Here is a 22,474-nt window from a genome sequence, read left to right as displayed (position 1 = left end):
TCAACTCCCGCAAAGCTGGTAGACGTCGAGCAGCACGTGCTGCTCCCGCTCCCAGTTGAATTTCTCGAGCACGGCCCGGCGGCCGTTCGCGCCCATGCGGCGCGCGCGCTGCGGGTCTGCCGCCAACGCCGTCATGGCCCCTGCGATGGCGCCCGGGTCCAGCGGGTCCACGCAGATGCCGCAGTCGAATTTCTCCACGATCGCCTTCCACATGGGGAAGTCCGACGCGATCACGGGGAGCCCGGCCGACATGTATTCGAACAGCTTGTTCGGCTGCGAATTGATGTGATTGGGCTCGGGATGGAAAAGCACCAGGCCGGCGATGCTGCGCGCGAGCAGCTCGGCGACCTGGCTGCGGCCGAGGGTGCCGCGATAGTCCACGCGCGACCAGCCCTCGACGGCCTGCAGCTGCTGCGCGAGGGCCGGTGTTTCCATCGGCCCGGCCAGCACGAGCGACTGGCCGCTCAGCGCGCAGGCCTGCACCATCTCGCGCGCGCTGCGGATGCCGGAGATGCCGCCGACGTAGCAGAAGCCGCTGCGCTCTCCGGGCGAGCCCTCGGCCGGCGGCGCGAGTTCATCCATCATCGGATAGTTGTTGACCGTGGCGGTGCGCCCGTTCAGGCGACCGAAGCGTTCCCCGATGAAGGGGGTGGCGGTCACGACCGCGGTCATGCGGCGCGCGGCGAAGTCCTCGAACACCTCGAACACCCCGGCGATCGCACGCCGCATGCCGGCGGGGATCCATTCCTTCGAGAGGATGTCGCGCGGCACGTCCTCGTGCGCGTCGTAGATCACGCGCCGGCCGGCCGCCCGCATCAGCAGGGCGTAGGGCAGCAGGTCCGGATCGTGGAAGTGGTAGATGTCGGCGCGCTCGCCCAGGGCCGCGCGATACACGCGCCAGCCGAGCAGCGTGAAGCGGCCGACCCGGCCGCCCGCGGGGGGCACCACGCGGACGTGGCGCACCATCGCGCAATCGGCCGGCATGTCGCCCTGGATCACGACGCTCACGTCGTGGCCGGCGAGCGCTGCCGCGCGGGCCTCCTTGCGCACGATGCGGATGTCGCCTGCCCGGTGGGCGGTGGAGAAATGACAGATGCGGGCCATGTCAGGCGCTGGCGGGCCGGCGGCGCTGCAGGAGCCGGCCTCCCTGCTGCAGCAGCACGGAGACGAACAGGATCAGCAGCCAGCCGCCGGAATTGAGCACGGTGGAGATCGGCATTTCGGAGAGGCTCAGCACGGGCATCAGGCTGAGGCAGAGCAGCGGCGCGGAGTTGCTGCAGGCAAACCGCAGCAAGGAGAACAGCAGCGCGAAAGCCAGCGCCCCGACGGCCACGCCCGCATAGCCGAAGTTGGCGAAGTCGTGGATGTACGAACCCGAGTTGAGGCTGCCGGTCAGTCCGCGCTCCTTCACGAGCTCCGGGTAGTACATCGCGTAGAGCTTGGTCGGGATGTGCTGGTACTCACAGCCGATCGCCCGGGCCAGCAGGCGGTAGCCGCATCCGGCCTCGCGGCGCGCCGGGTCCTCGTAATTGAAGTACCACTGCGCGGTGACCTGCGCCGGCACGATCACCAGCCGTTCGCGCACCGAAGCGACCACCCTCGCACCGGGATAGTCCATGTTCATCGACCTGGCCCCGGACACCTGGCGGACCGGCTTGCCGGTGGCGAAGTCCACCATGCGGCCGAAATCGTTGCGCACGTCGGGACTGGAGGACGTCCAGTTCACGCCGACCGCGCCGACCATCAGCAGCGCCATCAGCAAGGCCCGCCGGGCCTGGCGGGTGAAGGCGTAATACAGCACCAGCGGCAGCAGCAGGTACACCGGGTTCGCCTTGACGAACAGGGAGACCGTGTAGAACAGGCCGACGACGATCGCCGGCCACAGCAGCCGGGAACGGGTGTGGGCGGCCAGCACGAGCAGGATCGGCCCCACGCCCTTGATGGCGTAGTCGGAGGCGTAGCGCTGCCACACCGCCAGGTTGTAGTAGCCCTCCTGGCGGATGCGCGCGATCTCGTAGTCGTTGGTCGAACGCCTGGCTTCCACCATCGGCAGGTGGCCCAGGGTCGCCAGGTGCATGATGGCCACCGCAGTGAACACGCCGAAGAGCAGCACGAGCAGCAGGCGGACGTGTTCCTGCGGCAGGGGGGATGCGGGCAGCTCTTCGATGCGGCGCCCCAGCACGCGCGTCAGCAGCAGGTAGCCCGTGACGAACACGCTGCCGAACACCAGCAGCGGCCGGACGAAGTCGAGCTCCGTCGCGCTGCTGTCGGCGAAGTAGACGCACGCCGCCAGCAGCCAGAGCAGGCTAAAGGCATAGAGCAGGAACAGGCTGTGCGGCCGCAGCCGCCCCAGGGCGGCGCGCACCTTCATACGCCGATCACGGCGCGCTTCAGGCGCAGGGCCGTCTTCAGCAGCCAGTCGTTGGACTTGTACTCGGAGTAATGGCGATTCGGCTGCGCGAAGATCGCGTCGAGCTCCTGCGGGCGCACCCCCAGCTTCTTGGCCACGAACTCCTTGTCCTGCTGCTGCAGGGCAGCGTCGTAGGTGGGGTGGGCCAGTTCGGCCAACGCTTCCTCGCGGGTCATCTGTCCGGAATTGATCAGGGTCGCCAGGTGGGCGCGGCGCTTGTCGTACCCGAATTTCACCGGCAGGTAGTAGCCCTGGAAGAAGCGCGTGAAGACGGACTCGTAGTGCTTGCCGCCGTAGTCGCGCCAGCCCAGTTCGGAGGCGATGGTCTGCTTCGCCTGCGCCTTGTCGTAGGGCACGTAATTGAGCAGGCGCACGGTCTTGATGCCGCGGACATACGGGTACCACGCGTACTGCGCGAAGAAGCCGATGGTGGGGTACTGCCGCAGGCGCTGCTTGCCGAACTTGCGGCTGATGTCCATCAGCTGGCGCTTGTCGCTGGAGGAGTAGCCCCAGGCCGACGGCAGGATGAACTCGGTGGCGTAGTTGGTGCCCGACAGGATGTGCTTGATCCCGTGGCGGGCCGCCTCGCGATACAGCACCGCGGGGAACGCATGGTCCGTCGGCGTGTCGCAGTTGGCCACCGAGGCCTTGAAGAAGGCCAGCTGCAGGTCGCGCATCTCTTCCCAGTCCACCACGTGGGTGTGGAGGTCGACGCCCAGCTTCTTGACGATGTTCTCGATGTTGTTGACGGCCAGCTCGGAATTCCAGCCGCTGTCGAAGTGCACCGCCAGCGGGCGCAGGCCCATCTTGTGGGCGAGATGGGCGACGTAGGAGCTGTCGACGCCGCCGCTGAGGCCCATGATGCAGTCGTACTCGCGGCCCTTCCCGGCCTCGCGGATGCGCGCGACGATCGCGTCCAGTTCGGCCTGGCGCTCGCCGCGCGAGGCGCGGTCGACGGTGTCGCGCACCATGCTGTCGTAGCTGCTGCAGTGGCTGCACACGCCCTGCTCGTCGAAGGCGATGTCCGGATCCGAGGTGTCCATCACACATCGGGTGCAGATCTGGTAGGGGCGCGTGTTCATCGGTCGTTGGGCGCCAGCTGCAGCTGGGCCAGGGCATCGGGGGTGGGATAGTTGATCAGGACGGCGCGGTGCTTGCCGTGGAACACGAACATGCTTCCGGCTGCGCAGGCGGACACGCCGGCGGCGAGCGCTTCCTGGATGTGGGCGAGGCTGCCGGCGCCGCCGCAGGCGATCACCGGCGTGTCGACGGCGGCGGCCACCTTCTTGAGCATCGCGGTGTCGTAGCCGCCCATGGTGCCGTCGCGATCGACGGAATTGACGAGGATCTCGCCCACGCCCAGCGCGGCGAGCTGCTCGGCGTAGCGGACGGGGTCCTCCCTGGTATTGGTGCGCCCGTCGTCGATCCAGACCTCGTGCTTCCCGAACAGGGTCTTCTTCACGTCGATCGCCGCCACGATGCTCGAGCTGCCGAACACGTCGCAGCTTTCCTCCACGAAGCGCCGGTCGCGGAAGGCCGCGGAGTTGAGGGACACCTTCTCGACGCCCATGCGGTGCAGCCTGCGGATCTGTTCGATGGAGCCCACGCCGCCGCCGTAGCCGAGCGGCATGAAACATTCGCCGGCGATGTCGCCGATCAGGTCGTAGTTCGGCTCGCGCTTGTCGGCGGTGGCGGTGATGTCCAGGAGCAGGAGTTCGTCGACTTCCTTCTCGTTGAAGATCTTCACCGCGTTGACCGGATCGCCGACGTACTTCGGCTCGGCGAACCGGACGGTCTTGTAGAGGCCGGGGCCGCGCAGCAGCAGGCAGGGGATGACGCGCGGCTTCAGCACGACTGGAACCTCTCGACGAAGTTGCGGTAGACCTGCAGCCCGTACTTGTGGCTCTTCTCCGGGTGGAACTGCATCGACAGGATGTTGCCGCGCGCCATGGCGCTCGTGAAGCGGTAGCCGTAGTTGCTGCTCGCGAGCTCCAGCCCCGGTTCCTCCGTCACCATGTGGAAGGAGTGCACGAAGTAGAAGCGCATCGGCCGCGGCACGTCGTGGAAGATGCCCCCGCCCTCGGCCTGGGGCTCCACGACGTTCCAGCCCATGTGGGGCACGCGCAGCATCCGGCCTTCGCCGGCGCGGAAGCGCACCAGGCGCGCATCGAGCCAGCCGAGCCCGGGCTGCTCGCCCTCCTCGCTGGATTTCGCCATCAGCTGCGCACCCAGGCAGACGCCCAGGATCGGGCGGCGCCGTTCCAGCACCAGTTCGTTGAGCACGTCCAGCAGGCCGAAGCGGTGCAGGTTGCCCATGGCCTCGTCGAAGGCGCCGACGCCCGGCAACACCAGCTTGTCGGCGTCGCGCAGCACCTGCGGGTCGCGCGAGACCACCGCCTGCGCGCCGACCTTCTTCAGCATGTTCAGCACCGAGCCGACGTTGCCGGTGTCGTAGTCCACCACCGCGATGGTCATCACGCTTCTCCTGCGAGCGCGCTGCGCAGCCCGCGCCGGGCCAGGGACCAGCCGATGACGGCCGCCAGGCCGCCGGCCAGCACCAGCGCGGGGACCCAGCCCGCCGCACCGGTGACGCCGGATTGCAGCCGGATCGCGCCGAGCACGAGGCAGCAGGCGCCGAATAGGAGCCAGCCCGCGAGCAGGTTGCGCCCCAGCACCCCGGCCGAAAAGCCCGAGATCCGGAAGATGGCGGCCAGGTAGACGTGGTGGTACAGCACGTTGCAGGCGGCGAACACGATGACGGCCTGCACGCCGTCGTGCGTGAGCAGGTAGGTCCCGGCGAACGCCAGGGCCGTGACGGCGTCGGAACCGAGCTGCACCACGAAGGAGGCGTCCTGCCGCATGTTGACTTCGAAGAGGCGCTCGGGCCAGCCGGTCTGAACGGACATCCAGGCGGCGGGCGCCAGCGCCATGGCGAACACGCCGGCGGTCCGCCAGGACTCGCCGAAGAGGGTCACGAACAGGTTGTCGCCCCACACCGCGCAGAACGCGAACAGCGGCGCGGTGGCGAGCAGGCCGAAGCGCAGCAGGGTTGCCGTGAGGTCCTGCAGGCGCGACGTGCCCTTCAGCGCCACGGCTTCACGGTAGAAGACCTGGCTGAAGGCATTCGACGCCAGCAGCGTCGGGGCGAGCAGCACGGCGCGCGCCAGGCCGAAGAAGCCGGCGAGGCCGACGGCCGCGAGGGCGGAAAAGGTGTAGACGGGCGCGTCGCGCGCGACCGACCCGACCAGGCTGTAGGGCGTGTTGAAGACCAGGAACTGGCGGTACTTGCGCGCGGCCGAGAGGCTCGCCCGCAGCGACCAGCCGCGAACGGCCGCCACGATCTCGCCCAGCGAGGCGCGGCCCAGCAGCAGCGCGGCGACCGCCTGGCCGGCGAGCTTGGCCAGCACGAGTCCCTGCGACCAGGCGCCCGCGAAGCCCATGGCCAGGGCGCTGCCGACATAGACCGCCTGGTTGGCGACGCTGGCCATCGCCACGCCGCGGAAGGCGCGCTTGCGCGAAGCGAGCCCGGTGGCGAGCTGGAACACCGCGGTCGCGAGCACCATGAGCGGGAGCATGGCCAGCCATTGCAGCGGCAGCGCGCGCCCGGCGAGCGCACTGGCGAGCGGCACCGCCGCCCACGTCAGCGCGCAGACGGCCAGGGTGCTGAGGGCGACCAGCCCCACCAGGGCGAGCGCCTCGGAATCGTCTTCCGGGAGCACCACGGCGAGGTCCATGCGGCAGGTCGCCAGCACGGCCAGGCTCGCGGCCAGGCCCATGAACAGGGTCTGCAGGCCGAAGGCCTCGGGCGAGTACAGGCGGGCCAGGAGCGGGGAAGCGAGCAGGGGCAGTGCCTGCGCCATCACCGTCCCCGTCAGCATCGCGACGGCATTCGACCGGAAGCTCACGCTACCCCAGCAGTTGCTCGATGATGGCGCGGCTCGCCTGGCCGTCGCCGTAGGGACGGGCCTGCGCGCCCGAAGGACGCTTCGCTTCGCGCACCGCCGCGACGATGCGCTGCCGGTCGGCGCCGACCAGCCGGTTCCAGCCCAGGTCCACCGTTTCCGTCCACTCGGTCTCGTCGCGCATGGTCACGCAGGGCACCTGGTAGAAGAAGGCTTCCTTCTGCACGCCGCCGGAATCGGTGACCACCACGCGGGCGGACTGCTCCAGCCGCACCATGTCCATGAAGGACAGCGGCTCCACGACCTGGACCTTCCCCAGGAGCGAGGCCAGGTCGCGCTCGCGGATGATGTTGCGCGTGCGCGGGTGGACCGGCAGGAGGACGGGCAGGTGCTCGGCCACTTCGCCGAGCGCACCCAGGATGGCCGCGAGCCTTTGCGGATCGTCCGTGTTCTCGGCGCGATGGCAGGTGGTGAGCACGTAGCCGCCTTCCTGCAAGCCGAAGCGCTGCAGGGCATCGCTGCTGCGGCGCGCCAGGTCGCGGTAGTAGAGCGACACGTCGAACATCACGTCGCCCACGAGGTGCACGCCCCGCGTCACCCCCTCGTCGCGCAGGTTGTCGACGGCCACCCGGGTCGGGCAGAACAGCAGGGTCGACACCCGGTCGGCGACGATGCGGTTGACCTCCTCCGGCATGCGCATGTTGAACGAGCGCAGGCCCGCTTCCACGTGCGCGACGGGGATGTGCATCTTCACCGCGGCCAGCGCCGCGGCGAGCGTCGAATTGGTGTCGCCGTAGATCAGCACCCAGTCCGGCTTTTCCTGCGCCAGCACGCCTTCCAGCGCCTGCAGCATGCGGCCGGTCATCGCGCCGTGGCCGCCGCCGGAGATCTCCAGGTGGTGCCCGGGCGCGGGGATGCCGAGTTCCTCGAAGAACACGGCGGACATGTTGCTGTCGTAATGCTGGCCGGTGTGCACCAGCACTTCCTCGACCCGCCCGGCGTACTCGCCGCGGATCACGCGCGAGACGGCCGCGGCCTTGATGAACTGCGGGCGGGCCCCGACGACGGTGACGATCTTCAAGACGTCCCTCTCACAGAACGCCTTGCAGCGCGGCGACGACGCGTTCCATCTGCTGCGGGTTCAGGTCGGCGCTCATGGGCAGGCTCATCACGCGTTCCGCGGCCCAATGGCTGTTCACGGTCTCGGCGGCGGAGGCGTCGTCGCGATACGCCGGCTGGCGGTTCAGCGACAGCGGGTAATGCACCGCCGTCGGCACGCCCAGCTCCTGCAGCGCCTTCTGCACCGCTTCGCGCTTCTCCACGAAGACGGTGTACTGGGCCCACACGCAGTCGCGGTCGGGACGCACCTGCAGCAGGCCCGCCTTCACGCCGGCCTTCTGCAGCAGCGCGCGGTATTGCTCGCCGAGCGCGAGGCGGCGCTCGATCTCCCACTCGAAGCGCTCCAGCTTGCCGAGCACCACCGCGCACTGGATGGTGTCCATGCGCCCGCCCACGCCGATGCGCGTGTGGTAATAGCGGCGTTCCTGGCCGTGCACGCGGATCTCGCGCAGCGCCTTGGCGATCGCGTCGTCGTTGGTGAAGACGGCGCCGCCGTCGCCATAGCAGCCGAGCGGCTTGCTCGGGAAGAAGCTGGTGCAGCCGATGGTCGACAGGTTGCAGCTCTTGCGGCCCTTGTACGTGGCGCCGAAGCTCTGGGCGGCGTCCTCGATCACGGGGATGTTGCCGTGGCGGGCGGCGATCGCATGGATCGCGTCCATGTCCGCCACCTGGCCGTACAGCGACACCGGCATGATCGCCTTGGTGCGCGGCGTGATCTTCGCCTCGATCTGGCTCGCGTCGATCAGGCAGGTGTCGCGCTCGATGTCCACGTAGACCGGCTTCGCGCCCGCCAGCACGATCATCTCCGCCGTCGCGGCGAAGGTGAAGGGCGTGGTGATGACCTCGTCGCCCGGCTTGATGCCGAGCGCCAGCAGCGACATGAGGAGGGCCTCGGTGCCGGAGGCGCAGCTGATGCAGTGCTTCGCGCCCGCGAACGCCGCGAGCTTCTGCTCCATCTCGGCGACCTCCGGGCCCAGGATGTACTGGCCGTGGTCCAGCACCTTCTGGATGCGGGCGTCGATGGAGGTCTTCAGCGCGCGGTACTGCGCCTTCAGGTCGATGAATTCGATCTTGCCGCCGGCGGCTTCCTTGAGGATCGCGTTCAAGCTGGTTCCTTTACTGTTCCAGGGTGCAGACGCCGCCGCGAAGGCGGTAGCGTTCGCCGGTATGGGCGCAGGTGGCCTCGCCGTCGCCCTTCAGCGGCAGCTCGAGGCGTTCGCCGAAGCGGCTCATCCATCCCAGCTGGCGGGCCGGCACGCCGGCCATCAGCGCGAAGGCCGGGACGTCGCGGTTGACCACCGCGCCGGCGCCCACGAAGGCATATTCGCCGATCGTCGTGCCGCACACGATGGTGGAATTGGCGCCCAGCGTCGCGCCCTTTTTCACCAGGGTGCGGCGGTACTCGTCCTTGCGGGTCACGGCGGAGCGCGGGTTGTACACGTTCGTGAACACCATGCTCGGGCCGCAGAACACGTCGTCCTCCAGCGTGACCGCGTCGTACACGGACACGTTGTTCTGGATCTTCACGTTGTCGCCGATGCGCACGTCGTTGCCGACGAAGACGTTCTGGCCGAGCGAACAGCGCCCGCCGATGCGCGCGCCTCCGCACACGTGCACGAAGTGCCAGACCCGCGAGCCGTCGCCGATCTGCGCTCCCTCGTCCACGATGGCGGAAGGATGTGCCGTGAACCCCATCAGAGCTCCAGGGGCAGGTTGACGCGGCTGCCGTCGCGGGCCGACCGGTACGCCGCGATCAGCACCTCGAGGGATTTCAGGCCCTCGCGGCCGTCGACCTCCGGCACCGCCTTGCCGCGCATGACGTCGATCACGTTGCGGTAGTACAGCGGATGGCCGAAGCCGTACACGCTGGTCGTCTCGTAGCTGGCGGACCGGACGTTCTCGTCCTCCGGCCGCTTCTCCGCGAAATCCCAGTGCTGGATCTCGTTGACGGCCACGCCGCCGACGCGCACCGTGCCCTTCTCGCCGAGGATGGTGATGCTGCCCTCGAAATTCTTCGGGTAGGTCAGCATGGTCACGTTGAGCGAGCCCATGGCGCCGCTGCGCCACTTGCAGGTGAGCACGCCGGTGTCTTCCGTCTCGATGTCGCGCGCCAGCGTGCCGGTGTAGGCGTGCAGGCTCTCGATCGGCCCGATCAGCCATTCGAGCAGGTCGACATAGTGGCTGGCCTGGTTCATGAAGGCGCCGCCGTCCATTTCCCAGGTGCCGCGCCAGGCGGCCTGGTCGTAGTAGCCGACCTGCGGGCGCTGCCAGAACACGTTGAGCGTCACCATGTAGATGCGGCCGAAGCGCTTCTGCTCCACGGCGCGCTTGAGCATCTGCAGGGTGGCGTTGCGCCGGTTCTGCTTGACCACGAACAGGTGCACGCCCGCTTCGTCGCACTCGCGCACCATGCGCAGGCCGTCCTCCCACTTGGTGGCCATCGGCTTCTCGGTGAGCACGTGGAAGCCCGCGTGCGCGCACTTCACGGCATGGCCCGGATGGACGCCGCTGGGCGAGGTGAGGATGACGATGTCGGCGTTCGTCTCCGCCAGCAGGTCGTCGATGTCCGCGTAGCCCTTCGCGCCGGTTTCCCGCACCGCCGCCTCGAGCGCTTCCGGGTCGATGTCGCACACGGCCACGAGCTCGGCGTCGGCCGCATGCTCGCGGATGGACTGGATGTGGTTCTTCGAGATGCGTCCGCAGCCCACGAGGGCGAAGCGGATCTTCCGGTCCACGATGGCATGAGTCATGAATTTGCTCGCTTACAGGCGCCAGACGGTGAAGCCCTGGGACTCCAGTTCGGCGCGGTTGAAGATGGATTTGACGTCCACCAGAACCGGGGCCTTGCCGCGCGCCATGGCACGCAGCTTCGACGCCGGCAGCGCACGGTATTCGCTGTGCGAGACCGCGACGATGAGCGTGTCCACCGGGTGGTCGGCGTCCACCTTGCCCAGCTGGATGCCGTACTCCTCCTGCACCTCGTGCGGGTCCGCGTGCGGGTCCGCCACGACCACGTCGATGCCGTAGCTCTGCAGCTCGCGGACGATGTCGACCACCTTGGAGTTGCGAACGTCGGGGCAGTTCTCCTTGAAGGTGAAGCCCAGCACGCCCACGCGGCAGCGGGCCACGTCGAGGCCGCTCACCAGCATCTGCTTCACGGCGCTGCGGGCGACGTAGCGGCCCATGTTGTCGTTGATGCGGCGGCCCGCCAGGATCACCTGGGGGATGTAGCCCAGCTTCTCGGCCTTGTGGGTGAGGTAGTACGGATCCACCCCGATGCAATGGCCGCCCACCAGGCCGGGCTTGAAGGGCATGAAGTTCCACTTGCTGCCGGCGGCCTCCAGCACCTCCATGGTGTCGATCCCCATGCGCTCGAAGACCACGGCCAGCTCGTTCATCAGCGCGATGTTGAGGTCGCGCTGCGTGTTCTCGATCACCTTGGCGGCCTCGGCCACCTTCAGGCTGCTGGCACGGTGCACGCCGGCGGTCACCACCGAGCCGTAGACGTCCGCGACGATGTCCAGCGTGCGGGCGTCGGAGCCCGACACGATCTTCTTGATCTTCGTGAAGGTGTGCTCGCGGTCGCCCGGGTTGATGCGCTCGGGGCTGTAGCCGACCGTGAAGTCGATGCCGAACTTCAGGCCCGATTCCCGCTCCAGGACCGGGATGCAGTCCTCCTCGGTCGCACCGGGGTAAACCGTGGATTCGTACACCACGATGTCGCCCTTTTTCAACGCGCGCCCCACGGAGCGCGAGGCGCCCACCAGCGGCGACAGGTCGGGCTTGTTGCCGGCATCCACCGGCGTGGGCACCGCGACGATGAAGAAATCGCTGCCGCGCAGGTCGTCGACGCTGTCCGTGAAGCGGATCCTGGCCGCGGCGAGGTCCTCGGGGACGACCTCCTCGGTGCTGTCCCGGCCGGCGCGCAATTCGGCGATCCGCGCGGCCTTGATGTCGAAACCCACCACGGGGTGCGTGCGACCAAATGCGACCGCCACCGGCAGCCCGACATAGCCGAGGCCGACGACTGCAATTTTTCTATCCATCTCCGTCCCTTAAGTTGCCGCAGGGGCGCGAAAAGCCCGCGGCAGAAGCAGGCGATTATCGCAGTTCAGCTCGACCCTGGAGAAATGCCGGGCGTGCCGCGCAAGGGTCCTGCTTCCCGGTCCTTCGCCGACAACGCCGGCTCGCCCGCGAGCGGCCAGGCGATGCCGATGTCCGGATCGTTCCAGGCGATGGAACGTTCGTGCTCCGGCGCGTAGTAGTCGGTCGTCTTGTACAGGAAGTCCGCGGATTCGCTCAGGACGAGGAAGCCATGGGCGAAGCCCTCCGGGACCCAGAGCTGGCGCTGGTTCTCCTCCGACAGCTCCGCCCCGACCCACCGGCCGAAGCTGGGCGAGCCGCGGCGCACGTCCACCGCCACGTCGAACACGGCGCCGCGCACCACCCGCACCAGCTTGCCCTGGGGCTGCTGGAGCTGGTAGTGCAGGCCGCGCAGCACGCCGCCCGCCGAACGCGAGTGGTTGTCCTGGACGAAGCGCGCGGCAATGCCGGTCGCTTCGGTGAAGGCGCGCTCGTTGTAACTCTCGTAAAAGAAGCCCCGGCTGTCGCCGAAAACCTTCGGCTCCAGCAGCACCACGTCGGGGAGCGCCAGGGGCGTGGCCTTCATCCGCGCGCCCCGTCGTGCAGCAGGTTCAGCAGGTACTGCCCGTAGCCGTTCTTCTTCAGCGGATCGGCCAGGCGTTCCAGCTGGCCGTCGTCGATGAAGCCCTCGCGCCAGGCGATCTCCTCCGGGCAGGCGATCTTCAGGCCCTGGCGGCGCTCCAGCGTGGCGATGAACTGGCCGGCATCCAGCAGGCTGTCGTGCGTGCCGGTGTCCAGCCAGGCGTAGCCGCGCTGCATGATCTGCACCGACAGCTGCCCGCGCTCCAGGTAGGCCTGGTTGACTTCGGTGATCTCCAGTTCGCCGCGCGCGCTGGGCTTGACCGCGCGGGCGATCTCCACCACCTGCCGGTCGTAGAAGTACAGGCCCGTGACCGCGAAGTTGCTCTTCGGCGCGGCCGGCTTTTCCTCGATGCTGCTCGCCTTGCCGTCGTCGCCGAAGGCCACCACGCCGTAGCGCTGGGGATCCTGCACGTGGTAGGCGAACACCGTGGCGCCCTCGCGCTGCGCGTCGGCCTCCTTCAGCAGGGGCGACAGGTCGTGCCCGTAGAAGATGTTGTCGCCCAGCACCAGCGCGCTCGGGGCGTCGCCGACGAACGTCTCCCCGATCAGGAAGGCCTGCGCCAGGCCGTCCGGGCTGGCCTGCACCGCGTACTGGATCTCCATGCCCCACCGGCTGCCGTCGCCCAGCAGCTGCTGGAAGCGCGGCGTGTCCTGCGGCGTGCTGATCACCAGCAGCTCGCGGATGCCCGCCAGCATCAGCGTGCTGAGCGGGTAATAGATCATGGGCTTGTCGTACACCGGCAGCAGCTGCTTGCTGATCGCCAGGGTGGCGGGGTGGAGCCGGGTGCCGGAGCCCCCCGCGAGGATGATGCCTTTGCGTCGGGTCATGGTGCTGCGGTGGGGAGGATTTCCTGGATCATGCGCGCCACGCCCTGCTCCCAGGGCGGCAGCGCGAGGCCGAAGGCGTCCCGCAGGCGGGACGTATCGAGCCGCGAATTATGGGGTCGCCGGGCGGGCGTCGGATACGCGGAGGACGGCACCGGCAGCACCTGCTCCGGGCCCGCCTTCAGGATATCTCCATGGCGCTGCGCCGCCTGCAGCACGAAGCGGGCATAGCCGTGCCAGTTGGTCTCGCCCGCCGCGGCCACGTGGTAGGTGCCGGCCTGGCCGCGGCCGGCCAGCGCGCTGCGCAGCGCGTGCGCGGTGACGTCGGCCAGCAGGTCCGCGCCGGTGGGCGCGCCGAACTGGTCGTCGACGACCTTGAGCTGCTCGCGCTCGCGCGCCAGCCGCAGCATGGTCTTGGCGAAATTGGCGCCGCGCGCCGCGTACACCCAGCTGGTGCGCAGCACGAGATGGCGCGGATTGGCGGCGGCGACCTGCCGCTCGCCGGCCAGCTTGGTGCGGCCGTAGACGTTCAGCGGATCCGGCGCGTCGTCTTCCTTCCACGGCCGCGTGCCGCTGCCGTCGAAGACGTAATCGGTGGAGTAGTGGACGAACCAGGCGCCGAGTTCCGCGGCCGCGGCCGCGGCTGCGCCAGGCGTCAGCGCGTTGATCCGCTGCGCGCGGTCCGGTTCGGATTCGGCCTTGTCGACCGCGGTGTAGGCCGCGGCATTCACCACGGCCTGCGGGCGCAGCTCGCGCACGGTGCGGGCCACCCCCTCGGCGTCGAGGAAGTCGCCGCACAGCGCCCCTTGGCCGGAGGTGCCCAGCGCCACGACGTCCCCGAGCGGCGCCAGGCTGCGCTGCAGCTCCCAGCCCACCTGCCCCGTGCATCCGAACAGGAGGATCTTCATGCGCTCACGCCGCCGCGTACTGCTGCGCGATCCAGTCGCGATAGGCGCCGCTCTGCACGCGCTGCACCCAGTCGGCATGCGCGAGGTACCACTGCACCGTCTTGCGGATGCCGGTCTCGAAGGTCTCGGCCGGCTTCCAGCCCAGCTCGCGCTCGATCTTGCGCGCATCGATCGCGTAGCGGCGGTCGTGGCCGGGACGGTCCTTCACGAAGGCGACCTGCTCCGCGTAGCGCCTGCCGTCGGCGCGCGGACGCAGTTCGTCGAGCAGCGCGCAGATGGTGCGCACGATGTCGAGGTTGGGCTTCTCGTTCCAGCCGCCCACGTTGTAGGTCTCGCCCACGCGCCCGGCTTCCAGCACCCGGCGGATCGCGCTGCAGTGGTCGCCGACGTACAGCCAGTCGCGGATCTGCTGGCCGTCGCCGTACACCGGCAGCGGCTTGCCCGCCAGCGCGTTGACGATCACCAGCGGGATCAGCTTCTCGGGAAAGTGGAACGGCCCGTAGTTGTTGGAGCAGTTGGTGGTGAGCACCGGCAGCCCGTAGGTGTGGTGGTAGGCCCGCACCATGTGGTCGCTGGCCGCCTTGCTCGCCGAATACGGGCTGTTCGGCTCGTAGCGGTTCTGCTCGCCGAAGGCCGGGTCGGCGGGCGCCAGCGAGCCGTACACCTCGTCGGTGGACACGTGCAGGAAGCGGAAGGCTTCCTTCTGCGCCGGCGGCAGCTCGCTCCAGTAGGCCCGCACTTCGTCGAGCAGGCGGAAGGTGCCCACCACGTTGGTGTCGATGAAGGTGCCCGGCGCGTGGATCGAGCGGTCCACGTGCGATTCCGCCGCGAAGTTCAGCACGGCACGGGGCTCGTGCTTCGCCAGCAGCGTGCGCACCAGGGCCGGGTCGCCGATGTCGCCCTGCACGAACACGTGGCGCGCATCGCCCTGCAGCGCGGCGAGGTTCTCGAGGTTGCCGGCGTAGGTGAGCTTGTCGAGGTTGAGGACCGGCTCGTCCTGGACGGCCAGCCAGTCCAGGACGAAATTGGAGCCGATGAAGCCGGCGCCGCCGGTGACGAGAATCATGCGGCGATTATCACTGGAGTACGTTGGACGTGGCCCCTGGCGCGACCGCTCCGGTCGGGGGATTCCCTAGAAGTGGATGCCCCGCATCATCTGCTGCAGCGCGACCGCTTCCGGCGACAGCTGCGGCTTGCCGCCCTTCTCGCCCTGCGCCGCGGTCGAATCCGGGAACATGCGGAAGCTGGTGTTCATCGTGATCTGCGCCACCCGCGGCGCCAGGGCGTGCAGCACCTGGCCGGCGATCCCGAGGCGGGTCGCGATGCGCACCGGCCTGGCGACGCAGGCCTCGGCGACCAGGTCGGCCGCCTCCTCGGGCGACAGCGTCGGCACGTTGTTGTAGATCCTGGTCGGCGCGATCATGGGCGTGCGCACCAGCGGCATGTTGATCGTGGTGAAGGTGATGCCCTGGTCCTGGTACTCGCTGGCGGCGCAGCGCGTCCAGGCGTCGAGCGCCGCCTTCGACGCGACGTAGGCCGAGAAGCGCGGCGCGTTGGTCAGCACGCCGATCGAGCTGATGTTCACCACGTGGCCGCGGCGCTTCGCCACCATCGAGGGCAGCAGGCCCATGGTGACGCGCAGCGCGCCGAAGTAATTGAGCTGCATCGTGCGCTCGAAATCGTGGAAGCGGTCGTAGCTGGACTCGATCGCGCGGCGGATCGAGCGGCCCGCGTTGTTGACCAGCACGTCCACGCCGCCGTGGTCGGCCAGCAGCTGCTGCACGAAGCGGTCGCAGTCCGCCAGGTCGGCGATGTCGACGGGATGGGCGACGAAGGCGTAGCCCCTGCCTTCGGCTTCGCGGCAGGCTTCGTCGAGCTTGTCCTGGTCGCGCCCGCAGATGATCACCTTCGCGCCGGCTTCGGCGAACTTGTGCGCCGTGGCCAGGCCGATGCCCGAGGAGCCGCCGGTGACCAGCACCACCTTGCCGCCGACCGTGCCCCGCAGCGAGCGGTCGACGTGCAGGTCGGGATCGAGATGGCGTTCCCAGTAGTCCCACAGCCGCCAGGCGTAGTCCTTCAGGTCGGGGCACTGGATGCCGCTGCCTTTCAACCGTGCCTGCGCTTCGCGGCTGTCGAAGCGCGTGGGGTAGTTGACGAACTGCAGGATGTCCTCCGGCAGCCCGAGGTCCTTCATCACCGCGTTGCGCACGCGGCGCACGGGGCCGATCGCCAGCAGGCCCTTGGTGATGCCGCGCGGGATGAACCCGAACAGCGCCGCGTTGACGAACAGGTTCATGCGCGGCGCGTGCGCGGCGCGGCTGAAGATGTCCAGCACGTCCCCTACCCGGTAGCCGTCGGGGTCGACGAGGTGGAAGCAGCGCTGCGCGATGCCGTCCTGGTGGCCTATGTGGTCCAGCGCGTCCACCACGTAGTCGACCGGCACGATGTTGATGCGGCCGCCCTCCAGGCCGATCGCGGGCATCCACGGCGGCAGCAGCTGCCGCATGCGCTGGATCAGCTTGAAGAAGTAGTAGGGCCCGTCGATCTTGTCCATCTCGCCGCTGCGGCTGTCGCCCACCACCATCGCGGGGCGGTACACCGTCCACGGCAGCTTCGCCTCCTGCCGCACGATCTTCTCGCTCTCGTGCTTGGTGAGGAAGTACGGGTGGTCCGCGTTCTCGGCCTCCCCGAACATGTCCTCGCGGAACACGCCTTCGTAGAGGCCGGCCGCGGCGATCGACGAGACATGGTGGAAGTGGCCAGCGCCGATCGCCCTGGCGAATTCGACGGCGTTGCGGGTGCCCTCGACGTTCACCCGCATCTGGCTGTCCTCGTCCGCGCCCAGGTCGTACACCGCCGCGAGGTGGTAGACGTGCTGCACCTCGCCCTCGAGCTTCTCCAGGTCCCCGGCGGAGACGCCCAGCTTCTCCTGCGTGAGGTCTCCCGGCACCGGGATGGCGCGGTCCGCCGTCGCCTCCCAGTACTCCCGCAGGGCCGGCACCTTCTCCCCGCTTTCCGGGCGGATCAGGAAATGGACGACGGTGCCCTGGCGCTGCAGCAACTTCTTCACCAGCCGCTTGCCGATGAACCCGGTGGCGCCGGTCACGAAGTAATGCATGGCGGTCTCCTCCTGCGGTGGGTGGTCTCGTTCATTCTGCATTAGGAGGGCCGCTCTACACAGCCCCCGCGACGGCGCCTAAAGTCACAGGACATCACGCGAAGGAGAACCCCGATGGTGAAGAAGTTGCAGAAGTCCGAAGACGAAGCCGGCGGCACCTCGTCGGCGCAGCTCGCGAGCACGGTCAAGGAATCGGCGCAGCAGATCTGGCTGGCCGGCCTGGGCGCCTTCTCCAAGGCACAGGAGGAAGGCGGCAAGGTGTTCGAGACCCTGGTGAAGGAGGGCATGGGCATCCAGAAGCGCACCCAGTCGGCCGCGGAAGAGAAGCTCGCCGAGGCCACCTCGCGCATGACCTCGATGGCCAGCGACCTGTCCAACAAGGCCTCCGGCCAGTGGGACAAGCTGGAGAGCATCTTCGAGGAGCGGGTGTCGCGGGCGCTGAAGAAGCTGGGCGTGCCGACCGCGCGCGAGATCGACGAACTCGCGCAGCGCGTGGAGGAACTCCATCGCACCGTGGCGGCGATGCGCGGCACCGCCGGCGCGAGCCGTGCCGGCACGAGTCCCGGCGGCGCGCGCAAGGTGGCTGCCAAGCGTACGGCGGCCAAGGCCGCCCGCAAGCGCGCGCCGGCCCGCAAGGCGGCGGGGTGACGGTAGGGCGCGGCTGCGCCTACACTGCCGCCGCATGAGGACGGCCTCCAGGAAAGCCCCCCGGATCGCGCTGGCGCTGGCCGGCGGCGGTCCGCTCGCCGCCAGCTACGAGATCGGCGCCCTCTGCGCGCTGGACGAGGCGCTGGACGGCCTGGACCTCACCGGGGCGCAACACTACGTGGGCGTATCGGCCGGCGGCTTCATCGCCGCGGCGCTGGCCAACGGCATGCGGCCGCGGGAACTGTGCGCGGCCTTCATCGGGAACCGCGGCGCGGACGCCTGGCCCGCCGGTCCGTTCTCCGGCGAAGCGATCCACCGCCGCCTGGCCGAAGCCTTCTCGCGGCCGGGACGCAGCAACGACTTCCGTGCCCTGCGCGCCCGCCTGAGCGTGGTGGCGACGGATCTGGACACCGGGCGCGCCGTGGCCTTCGGCACGCCGGGCCGGGACGCGGTGCCGATCTCGCGCGCGGTGCAGGCCAGCTGCGCCCTGCCCGGCCTGTTCCCGCCGGTGCGCATCGACGGCCGCACCTTCGTCGACGGCGCGCTGGCGAAGACGATGCACGCCTCCGTCGCGCTGGAGCAAGGCGTGGACCTGATGCTGTGCATCAATCCGCTGGTGCCCTTCGCGACGCGGGACCTCGCCTCCGGCGGACTGCCCGCCGTGCTCGGCCAGGGCCTGCGCACCGTGATCCACTCGCGGCTGGCGCTCGCCATGAAGCACTACGCCAGCGCCTATCCGAACACCGACATCGTGCTGCTGGAACCCGACCCGGCCGACGCCGAACTGCGGCAGGCCGGGATCTTCGGCTACGGCCAGCGGAAACGCATCGCCGGGCATGCCTACCGCGCGACCCTCGACTGGCTGCGCAGCGAGGAACGCTCGCTCGCGCCGCGTTTCGCGCGCCACGGCATCGCGCTGCGCAGCGAGGTGCTGCACGATCCGCATCGCGCGCTCGTGCCGGCCGCACCTCCGCGCCGCCTCGCGCACGCGCTGGCGCGCCTGCACACGGTGCTGGACGACCTCGAAGCCACGCTGCAGCCCGCCTGACATGGCCAAGAAAGCCCCGCGCCGCACCGCCGAACGCATCCTGGAGGTCACGCTCGACCTGTTCAACCGCTTCGGCGAGCCGAACGTGTCGACCACCCTGATTTCCGCCGAACTCAACATCAGCCCGGGCAACCTGTACTACCACTACCCCGCCAAGGACGAGCTGGTCAATTCGCTGTTCGACCGCTACGAGAGGGCGCTCGACGAACTGCTGAACGCCGCCGGCGGCGTGCGCGACGTGGAGGACGCCTGGTTCTTCATGCACACGCTGTTCGAATTGATCTGGCAGTACCGCTTCCTGTACCGCGACCTGAACGACCTGTTGTCCCGCAACCGGCGGCTGGAGACGCATTTCCAGGACGTGCTGAAGAACAAGACGCGCGCGGTGCGCGCCCTGCTCGACGGCATGGGCCGCTCCGGCGCGATGCGGATCGACTCGCGCGAGATCGAGGCCACGTCCGCCAGCATGGTGGTGGTGCTCACCTACTGGCTGAGTTACGAGTACGTGCGCGACCCGCGCCGTGCCCTGGAACCCGAAGCGGCGCAGCAGGCCCTGCTGCGCGGCGCACACCACGTGCTGCATCTGCTGGTACCCTATCTCGAAAGCGCACAACGCACGCACCTGCTGCAGCTGGCCGGCGCCTACGGTGAAGGCCGCTGAAGGAGATGTGCCAGGGAGTGAGACGAAGATGGCCAAGTGGACGGCCTTCCCGCAACTCGGCGAGTACCGGCACGACGCGGCCAGCGTGGCGCGCGAGTGGCACCGGCTGCACGCCGGCGACGCCGAACCGCTGCCGCCCGACCCGCGCGTGCTGCAGGCCTGGATGCTGTTCCACAACGGCCAGTTCCAGGACGCCCTGGAGGCCGGCCTCGCGGCCGGTGAAGCCGGCCTGACCGTGGCCGTGAAGGCGCAGTGCATCTACGCCAATTACCTGGAGAAGAAGGAAAAGGCGCGGCTGGACCTGCTCCTGGAAGCGGCCACGCGCGCCGAAGTGCAGGCCGTGGTGCATCCCGACAATCCCAGCGCCTGGTACTGGCAGGCCTACGCCCTGGGCCGCTACAGCCAGGGGATCAGCGTGGCCAGGGCGCTGGCGCAGGGACTGGGCGGCAAGGTGAAGGACGCGCTGGAGCGCACCATCGCGCTGCAGCCCCGCCATGCCGATGCGCACGTGGCGCTCGGCGCCTTCCATGCGGAAGTGATCGACAAGGTCGGCACGCTGATCGGCGGCATGACGTACGGCGCCAAGAAGGAAACGGGCCTGAAGATGTTCCAGGAGGCCCTGCGGCTGCATCCGCGCTCGCCGGTCGCGCTGATCGAGTACGCCAACGGCCTCGTGATGCTGGAAGGCGAGAAGAAGATGCCGGAAGCGACGCGCCTGTACCGGCAGGCGGCGGCGCTGCAGCCGCTGGACGCCAAGGAGCGGCTCGAAGTGGATTACGCGCGCCTCGAACTGCAAGGCTGACCCCTACCGGGCCACGCGCCGCGAGCCTACAGTGCCGCCCCGGCCCCGCCGGAACAATCGCGCCGCATGGACGGAATGAACATCTTCCAGGCGCTGCTCGTGAGCCACCGGACGCAGCGCGAGCTGTACGCGCGGCTGCTGGCGAGCAAGCCTGCCACCGGGGAACGGCAGCACGTCTTCGAGGAGCTCAAGGCGGAACTGGCCGCGCACGAAACGGCGGAGGAGCGCTGCTTCTACGTGCCGCTGTTCGAGTTCGACCAGTCGGTGGACCTCTCGCGCCACGCGATCGCCGAACACCACGAGATGGACGAGATGGTGGAACACCTGGAGCAGGTGGACCCGCACGCGGCCGAATGGCAGGAGTGCTGCCAGAAGCTGTGCGACAAGATCGGGCACCACCTGGACGAGGAGGAGCAGAAGTTCTTCCCGCAGGCGGGCGAGGTGCTGTCCGGGGAACAGAAGGTGCAGCTCGCGAAGGACTACGAGGCGGAGTTCATGACGCTGCGCCTCAAGCAGGAAGCGTAGCGGCCTCCTCGTCGCCCCAGGGCAGCATCAGCGTCACCAGCGAGAGCCGGGCGAACTCGGGCTCGAACTGGTCGATGATCTCCTGCGGCTCGGGACACAGCTGCGTGTCCGTCATCACGCCGAACTGCACGTTGGCGGCGTAGCTGAGGATCGACACGCCCAGGCCGATGTTGCCGGACTGCGGCACCCAGAACATCACCTGCTCCAGCGCGGACCCCAGGAGCGCCAGCTTCTCGCGCGGGCCGGGGACGTTGGTCATCACCGCCGTCGCCTTGCTGCCGAACAGCTCGAGGATCGCGTCCTGCGCCGGCTTGACCAGCAGGCCGGCGACGGCGAGCACCGCGAAGGCGAGCAGCGGCTGGGTGCTGCCCTTGAGGGCGTCCATGCGGCGGCGCACTTCGTACACGCGCTCGATCGGATTGGCCACGCCCACCGGCAGCACCAGCGGCACCAGGCCGAACTGGTTGCCCAGCCTGTGCGCTTCGGAAAGCGGCCGCAGGTCCACCGGGATCATCGCGCGGATCTCCACGCCGGCGACCTCGTCGCCCTTGGACAGCAGGTATTGCCGCAGCGCGCCGGCCACGCAGCTCAGAAGCACGTCGTTGATCGAGCAGTTCAGGGCCTTGCCGATCGCCTTGACTTCCTCCAGCGGCAAGGGCGGGCACCAGGCCACCTTCTTGCAGTTGCCGGGCGTGCCTTTCAGCCGCGTGGGCGAGTCGTCCGGCATCATCAGCAGCGTGGCCGCGTCGCTCACCAGCTGCCAGGCGTTGTGGGCCAGATCGAGGGAACCGTGCACGCCCCGAGCCGGTTCGAGCAGCAGCGACAGCGACTTCGCTGCGCCGTCGCCGGCGGTTTCCAGCGCCTGGATCGCGGCAGCGGCCAGCGGCTTGACCAGGCGTTCGGCGAGCCAGGCTTCGGGGCCGTCGCCGGTGTCCTTGCGCGAACGCTTCGGCGGCGGCGCACCGCCGTCGACCAGCGCCATCGTCACGGCGATCAGCGCGATGCCGTCGGCGATGCAGTGGTGGATGCGGAACACCAGCGCGCTGCCGCCGTCGTAGTCCTCCACCAGGTGCATCTGCCACAGCGGCCGGCCGCGATCGAGCGGCGTCATCGCGAGCTCGCCGATGCGCTGCTGCAGCGCCGCCTGCGCGCCGCCTTTCGATCGCGGCAGTTTCTCGCGCACCACCTGCTCGCGGATGTCGACGTCGTGGTCCACCCAGCGGGCGGCGCCGCCGTCTTCCTCCACGCGCCGGCGGAAGCGGTCGTAGGGCAGCAGGCGCTCCTCGACGCGGCGGCACAGGTCGGCGTAGCCCACGCGCGGTCGCAGGGTCCACACGCCGAGGATCATCATCAGGTTGCTGGCGCAGTCCATGCGCAGCCACGCGGTGTCGACCTTGGACATGCTCACGCCGGCGGGCTTCATGGCTCCTCCATCCTGTCGTTTTCGGTGGGCCGCCCTATTCTGGCGGGTGCCGCCCCCTTAAGATCGAGCACTTTCCCGAGGAGCATCCATGGCCGACCTGAACGCCGACTTCGAAGCCGCCGTCGCCAATTCCAAGAAGCTGTCCCAGCGCCCGGACAACACCACGCTGCTGAAGATCTACGGCCTGTACAAGCAGGCCACCGTGGGCGACGTCACCGAAAAGAAGCCCGGCTTCGGCGACATGATCGGCCGCGCGAAGTGGGATGCGTGGAATGGCGTCAAGGGCACGGCGAGCGACGACGCGAAGCAGCAGTACATCGACCTGATCCAGTCGCTGGGCTGACGTCATCCCCGCGGAGG

Annotated in this window: 23 protein-coding genes; 6 read left to right on the top strand and 17 right to left on the bottom strand. The window is 69.0% G+C overall.

Features of this window, described 5'->3' with window-relative positions; translation table 11 throughout:
• The 16 genes from VF522_RS22140 to VF522_RS22065 form a co-directional block, all read right to left on the bottom strand.
• A complete protein-coding gene (locus VF522_RS22140; protein ID WP_330910491.1) occupies positions 1-1,104 on the bottom strand; it encodes a glycosyltransferase family 4 protein in 1,104 nt (367 codons plus the stop codon).
• 1 nt (position 1,105) lies between these two features.
• Complete coding sequence (locus VF522_RS22135; RefSeq protein WP_330910490.1) at positions 1,106-2,371, bottom strand: hypothetical protein; 1,266 nt, start codon at positions 2,369-2,371, stop codon at positions 1,106-1,108.
• The gene (locus VF522_RS22130) at positions 2,368-3,492 is read right to left on the bottom strand and encodes an N-acetyl sugar amidotransferase (RefSeq protein WP_330910489.1); all 1,125 of its coding nucleotides are present in this window, start codon (positions 3,490-3,492) and stop codon (positions 2,368-2,370) included. Before VF522_RS22130 ends, VF522_RS22135 begins: the two co-directional genes overlap by 4 nt.
• Positions 3,489-4,262 (bottom strand): AglZ/HisF2 family acetamidino modification protein, encoded by a 774-nt coding sequence (locus tag VF522_RS22125; protein WP_330910488.1) that lies wholly within the window; start codon positions 4,260-4,262, stop codon positions 3,489-3,491. Before VF522_RS22125 ends, VF522_RS22130 begins: the two co-directional genes overlap by 4 nt.
• Positions 4,256-4,885, bottom strand: a complete 630-nt coding sequence (gene hisH, locus VF522_RS22120) for an imidazole glycerol phosphate synthase subunit HisH (protein ID WP_330910487.1) — start codon at positions 4,883-4,885, stop codon at positions 4,256-4,258. Before hisH ends, VF522_RS22125 begins: the two co-directional genes overlap by 7 nt.
• Positions 4,885-6,315 (bottom strand): oligosaccharide flippase family protein, encoded by a 1,431-nt coding sequence (locus tag VF522_RS22115; RefSeq protein ID WP_330910486.1) that lies wholly within the window; start codon positions 6,313-6,315, stop codon positions 4,885-4,887. Before VF522_RS22115 ends, hisH begins: the two co-directional genes overlap by 1 nt.
• A 1-nt stretch (position 6,316) precedes the next feature.
• Positions 6,317-7,393: a non-hydrolyzing UDP-N-acetylglucosamine 2-epimerase gene (wecB, locus tag VF522_RS22110; RefSeq protein ID WP_330910485.1), complete on the bottom strand. Its 1,077-nt coding sequence runs from the start codon at positions 7,391-7,393 to the stop codon at positions 6,317-6,319.
• 10 nt (positions 7,394-7,403) lie between these two features.
• Complete coding sequence (locus tag VF522_RS22105; RefSeq protein WP_330910527.1) at positions 7,404-8,501, bottom strand: DegT/DnrJ/EryC1/StrS family aminotransferase; 1,098 nt, start codon at positions 8,499-8,501, stop codon at positions 7,404-7,406.
• A gap of 46 nt (positions 8,502-8,547) precedes the next feature.
• Entirely contained in the window at positions 8,548-9,126 is a 579-nt protein-coding gene (locus VF522_RS22100) for an acyltransferase (protein WP_330910484.1), read from the bottom strand.
• On the bottom strand, positions 9,126-10,181 hold the full coding sequence (locus tag VF522_RS22095) for a Gfo/Idh/MocA family oxidoreductase (RefSeq protein ID WP_330910483.1): 1,056 nt from the start codon (positions 10,179-10,181) through the stop codon (positions 9,126-9,128). Before VF522_RS22095 ends, VF522_RS22100 begins: the two co-directional genes overlap by 1 nt.
• Positions 10,182-10,193: 12 nt before the next feature.
• Positions 10,194-11,477 (bottom strand): nucleotide sugar dehydrogenase, encoded by a 1,284-nt coding sequence (locus VF522_RS22090; protein WP_330910482.1) that lies wholly within the window; start codon positions 11,475-11,477, stop codon positions 10,194-10,196.
• 65 nt (positions 11,478-11,542) lie between these two features.
• Positions 11,543-12,100: a dTDP-4-dehydrorhamnose 3,5-epimerase gene (gene rfbC, locus VF522_RS22085; protein WP_330910481.1), complete on the bottom strand. Its 558-nt coding sequence runs from the start codon at positions 12,098-12,100 to the stop codon at positions 11,543-11,545.
• Positions 12,097-12,984 carry a glucose-1-phosphate thymidylyltransferase RfbA gene (rfbA, locus tag VF522_RS22080; RefSeq protein WP_330910480.1) on the bottom strand — a complete coding sequence of 296 codons (888 nt, stop codon included), beginning with the start codon at positions 12,982-12,984 and terminating at the stop codon, positions 12,097-12,099. The genes rfbC and rfbA overlap by 4 nt, the downstream gene beginning before the upstream one ends.
• Positions 12,981-13,889, bottom strand: a complete 909-nt coding sequence (gene rfbD / locus VF522_RS22075) for a dTDP-4-dehydrorhamnose reductase (protein WP_330910479.1) — start codon at positions 13,887-13,889, stop codon at positions 12,981-12,983. The genes rfbA and rfbD overlap by 4 nt, the downstream gene beginning before the upstream one ends.
• Before the next feature lie 4 nt (positions 13,890-13,893).
• Positions 13,894-14,955: a dTDP-glucose 4,6-dehydratase gene (gene rfbB, locus VF522_RS22070; RefSeq protein ID WP_330910478.1), complete on the bottom strand. Its 1,062-nt coding sequence runs from the start codon at positions 14,953-14,955 to the stop codon at positions 13,894-13,896.
• Positions 14,956-15,021: 66 nt separating this feature from the next.
• The gene (locus tag VF522_RS22065; RefSeq protein ID WP_330910477.1) at positions 15,022-17,007 is read right to left on the bottom strand and encodes an SDR family oxidoreductase; all 1,986 of its coding nucleotides are present in this window, start codon (positions 17,005-17,007) and stop codon (positions 15,022-15,024) included.
• Between the two features lie 114 nt (positions 17,008-17,121).
• Here VF522_RS22065 and VF522_RS22060 point away from each other — a divergent pair, with 114 nt between their 5' ends.
• From VF522_RS22060 to VF522_RS22040, 5 genes are all read left to right on the top strand, one after another.
• Positions 17,122-17,655, top strand: coding sequence for a phasin family protein (locus tag VF522_RS22060; RefSeq protein WP_330910476.1), 534 nt, complete (start codon positions 17,122-17,124; stop codon positions 17,653-17,655).
• Between the two features lie 34 nt (positions 17,656-17,689).
• A complete protein-coding gene (locus VF522_RS22055) occupies positions 17,690-18,703 on the top strand; it encodes a patatin-like phospholipase family protein (RefSeq protein ID WP_330910475.1) in 1,014 nt (337 codons plus the stop codon).
• A 1-nt stretch (position 18,704) separates the two neighbouring features.
• The gene (locus VF522_RS22050) at positions 18,705-19,364 is read left to right on the top strand and encodes a TetR/AcrR family transcriptional regulator (protein WP_330910474.1); all 660 of its coding nucleotides are present in this window, start codon (positions 18,705-18,707) and stop codon (positions 19,362-19,364) included.
• A gap of 28 nt (positions 19,365-19,392) precedes the next feature.
• Positions 19,393-20,166 carry a hypothetical protein gene (locus tag VF522_RS22045; protein WP_330910473.1) on the top strand — a complete coding sequence of 258 codons (774 nt, stop codon included), beginning with the start codon at positions 19,393-19,395 and terminating at the stop codon, positions 20,164-20,166.
• Between the two features lie 66 nt (positions 20,167-20,232).
• Positions 20,233-20,691, top strand: coding sequence for a hemerythrin domain-containing protein (locus VF522_RS22040; protein ID WP_330910472.1), 459 nt, complete (start codon positions 20,233-20,235; stop codon positions 20,689-20,691).
• Here VF522_RS22040 and VF522_RS22035 read toward each other — a convergent pair.
• Positions 20,675-22,114 carry a wax ester/triacylglycerol synthase family O-acyltransferase gene (locus VF522_RS22035; protein ID WP_330910471.1) on the bottom strand — a complete coding sequence of 480 codons (1,440 nt, stop codon included), beginning with the start codon at positions 22,112-22,114 and terminating at the stop codon, positions 20,675-20,677. The two genes, VF522_RS22040 and VF522_RS22035, sit on opposite strands and share 17 nt — an antisense overlap.
• 88 nt (positions 22,115-22,202) lie before the next feature.
• Here VF522_RS22035 and VF522_RS22030 point away from each other — a divergent pair, with 88 nt between their 5' ends.
• Complete coding sequence (locus VF522_RS22030) at positions 22,203-22,457, top strand: acyl-CoA-binding protein (RefSeq protein ID WP_330910470.1); 255 nt, start codon at positions 22,203-22,205, stop codon at positions 22,455-22,457.
• Positions 22,458-22,474 lie beyond the last annotated feature (17 nt).

The organism is Ramlibacter sp., assembly GCF_036383835.1.
Taxonomy (GTDB): domain Bacteria; phylum Pseudomonadota; class Gammaproteobacteria; order Burkholderiales; family Burkholderiaceae_C; genus Ramlibacter.
The sequence above is the reverse complement of the archived record's forward strand: the minus strand, read 5'-3'. Positions and strand labels throughout refer to the sequence as shown.

Coding starts and splice junctions, on each gene's coding strand:
- VF522_RS22140 (WP_330910491.1), bottom strand. CDS start 1,104: ATGGCCCGCATCTGTCATTTCTCCACCGCCCACCGGGCAGGCGACATC.
- VF522_RS22135 (WP_330910490.1), bottom strand. CDS start 2,371: ATGAAGGTGCGCGCCGCCCTGGGGCGGCTGCGGCCGCACAGCCTGTTC.
- VF522_RS22130 (WP_330910489.1), bottom strand. CDS start 3,492: ATGAACACGCGCCCCTACCAGATCTGCACCCGATGTGTGATGGACACC.
- hisH (WP_330910487.1), bottom strand. CDS start 4,885: ATGACCATCGCGGTGGTGGACTACGACACCGGCAACGTCGGCTCGGTG.
- VF522_RS22100 (WP_330910484.1), bottom strand. CDS start 9,126: ATGGGGTTCACGGCACATCCTTCCGCCATCGTGGACGAGGGAGCGCAG.
- VF522_RS22095 (WP_330910483.1), bottom strand. CDS start 10,181: ATGACTCATGCCATCGTGGACCGGAAGATCCGCTTCGCCCTCGTGGGC.
- VF522_RS22090 (WP_330910482.1), bottom strand. CDS start 11,477: ATGGATAGAAAAATTGCAGTCGTCGGCCTCGGCTATGTCGGGCTGCCG.
- rfbC (WP_330910481.1), bottom strand. CDS start 12,100: ATGAAGGCCACGCCCCTGGCGCTCCCCGACGTGGTGCTGCTGGAGCCG.
- rfbA (WP_330910480.1), bottom strand. CDS start 12,984: ATGACCCGACGCAAAGGCATCATCCTCGCGGGGGGCTCCGGCACCCGG.
- rfbD (WP_330910479.1), bottom strand. CDS start 13,889: ATGAAGATCCTCCTGTTCGGATGCACGGGGCAGGTGGGCTGGGAGCTG.
- rfbB (WP_330910478.1), bottom strand. CDS start 14,955: ATGATTCTCGTCACCGGCGGCGCCGGCTTCATCGGCTCCAATTTCGTC.
- VF522_RS22065 (WP_330910477.1), bottom strand. CDS start 17,007: ATGCATTACTTCGTGACCGGCGCCACCGGGTTCATCGGCAAGCGGCTG.
- VF522_RS22060 (WP_330910476.1), top strand. CDS start 17,122: ATGGTGAAGAAGTTGCAGAAGTCCGAAGACGAAGCCGGCGGCACCTCG.
- VF522_RS22055 (WP_330910475.1), top strand. CDS start 17,690: ATGAGGACGGCCTCCAGGAAAGCCCCCCGGATCGCGCTGGCGCTGGCC.
- VF522_RS22050 (WP_330910474.1), top strand. CDS start 18,705: ATGGCCAAGAAAGCCCCGCGCCGCACCGCCGAACGCATCCTGGAGGTC.
- VF522_RS22045 (WP_330910473.1), top strand. CDS start 19,393: ATGGCCAAGTGGACGGCCTTCCCGCAACTCGGCGAGTACCGGCACGAC.
- VF522_RS22040 (WP_330910472.1), top strand. CDS start 20,233: ATGGACGGAATGAACATCTTCCAGGCGCTGCTCGTGAGCCACCGGACG.
- VF522_RS22035 (WP_330910471.1), bottom strand. CDS start 22,114: ATGAAGCCCGCCGGCGTGAGCATGTCCAAGGTCGACACCGCGTGGCTG.
- VF522_RS22030 (WP_330910470.1), top strand. CDS start 22,203: ATGGCCGACCTGAACGCCGACTTCGAAGCCGCCGTCGCCAATTCCAAG.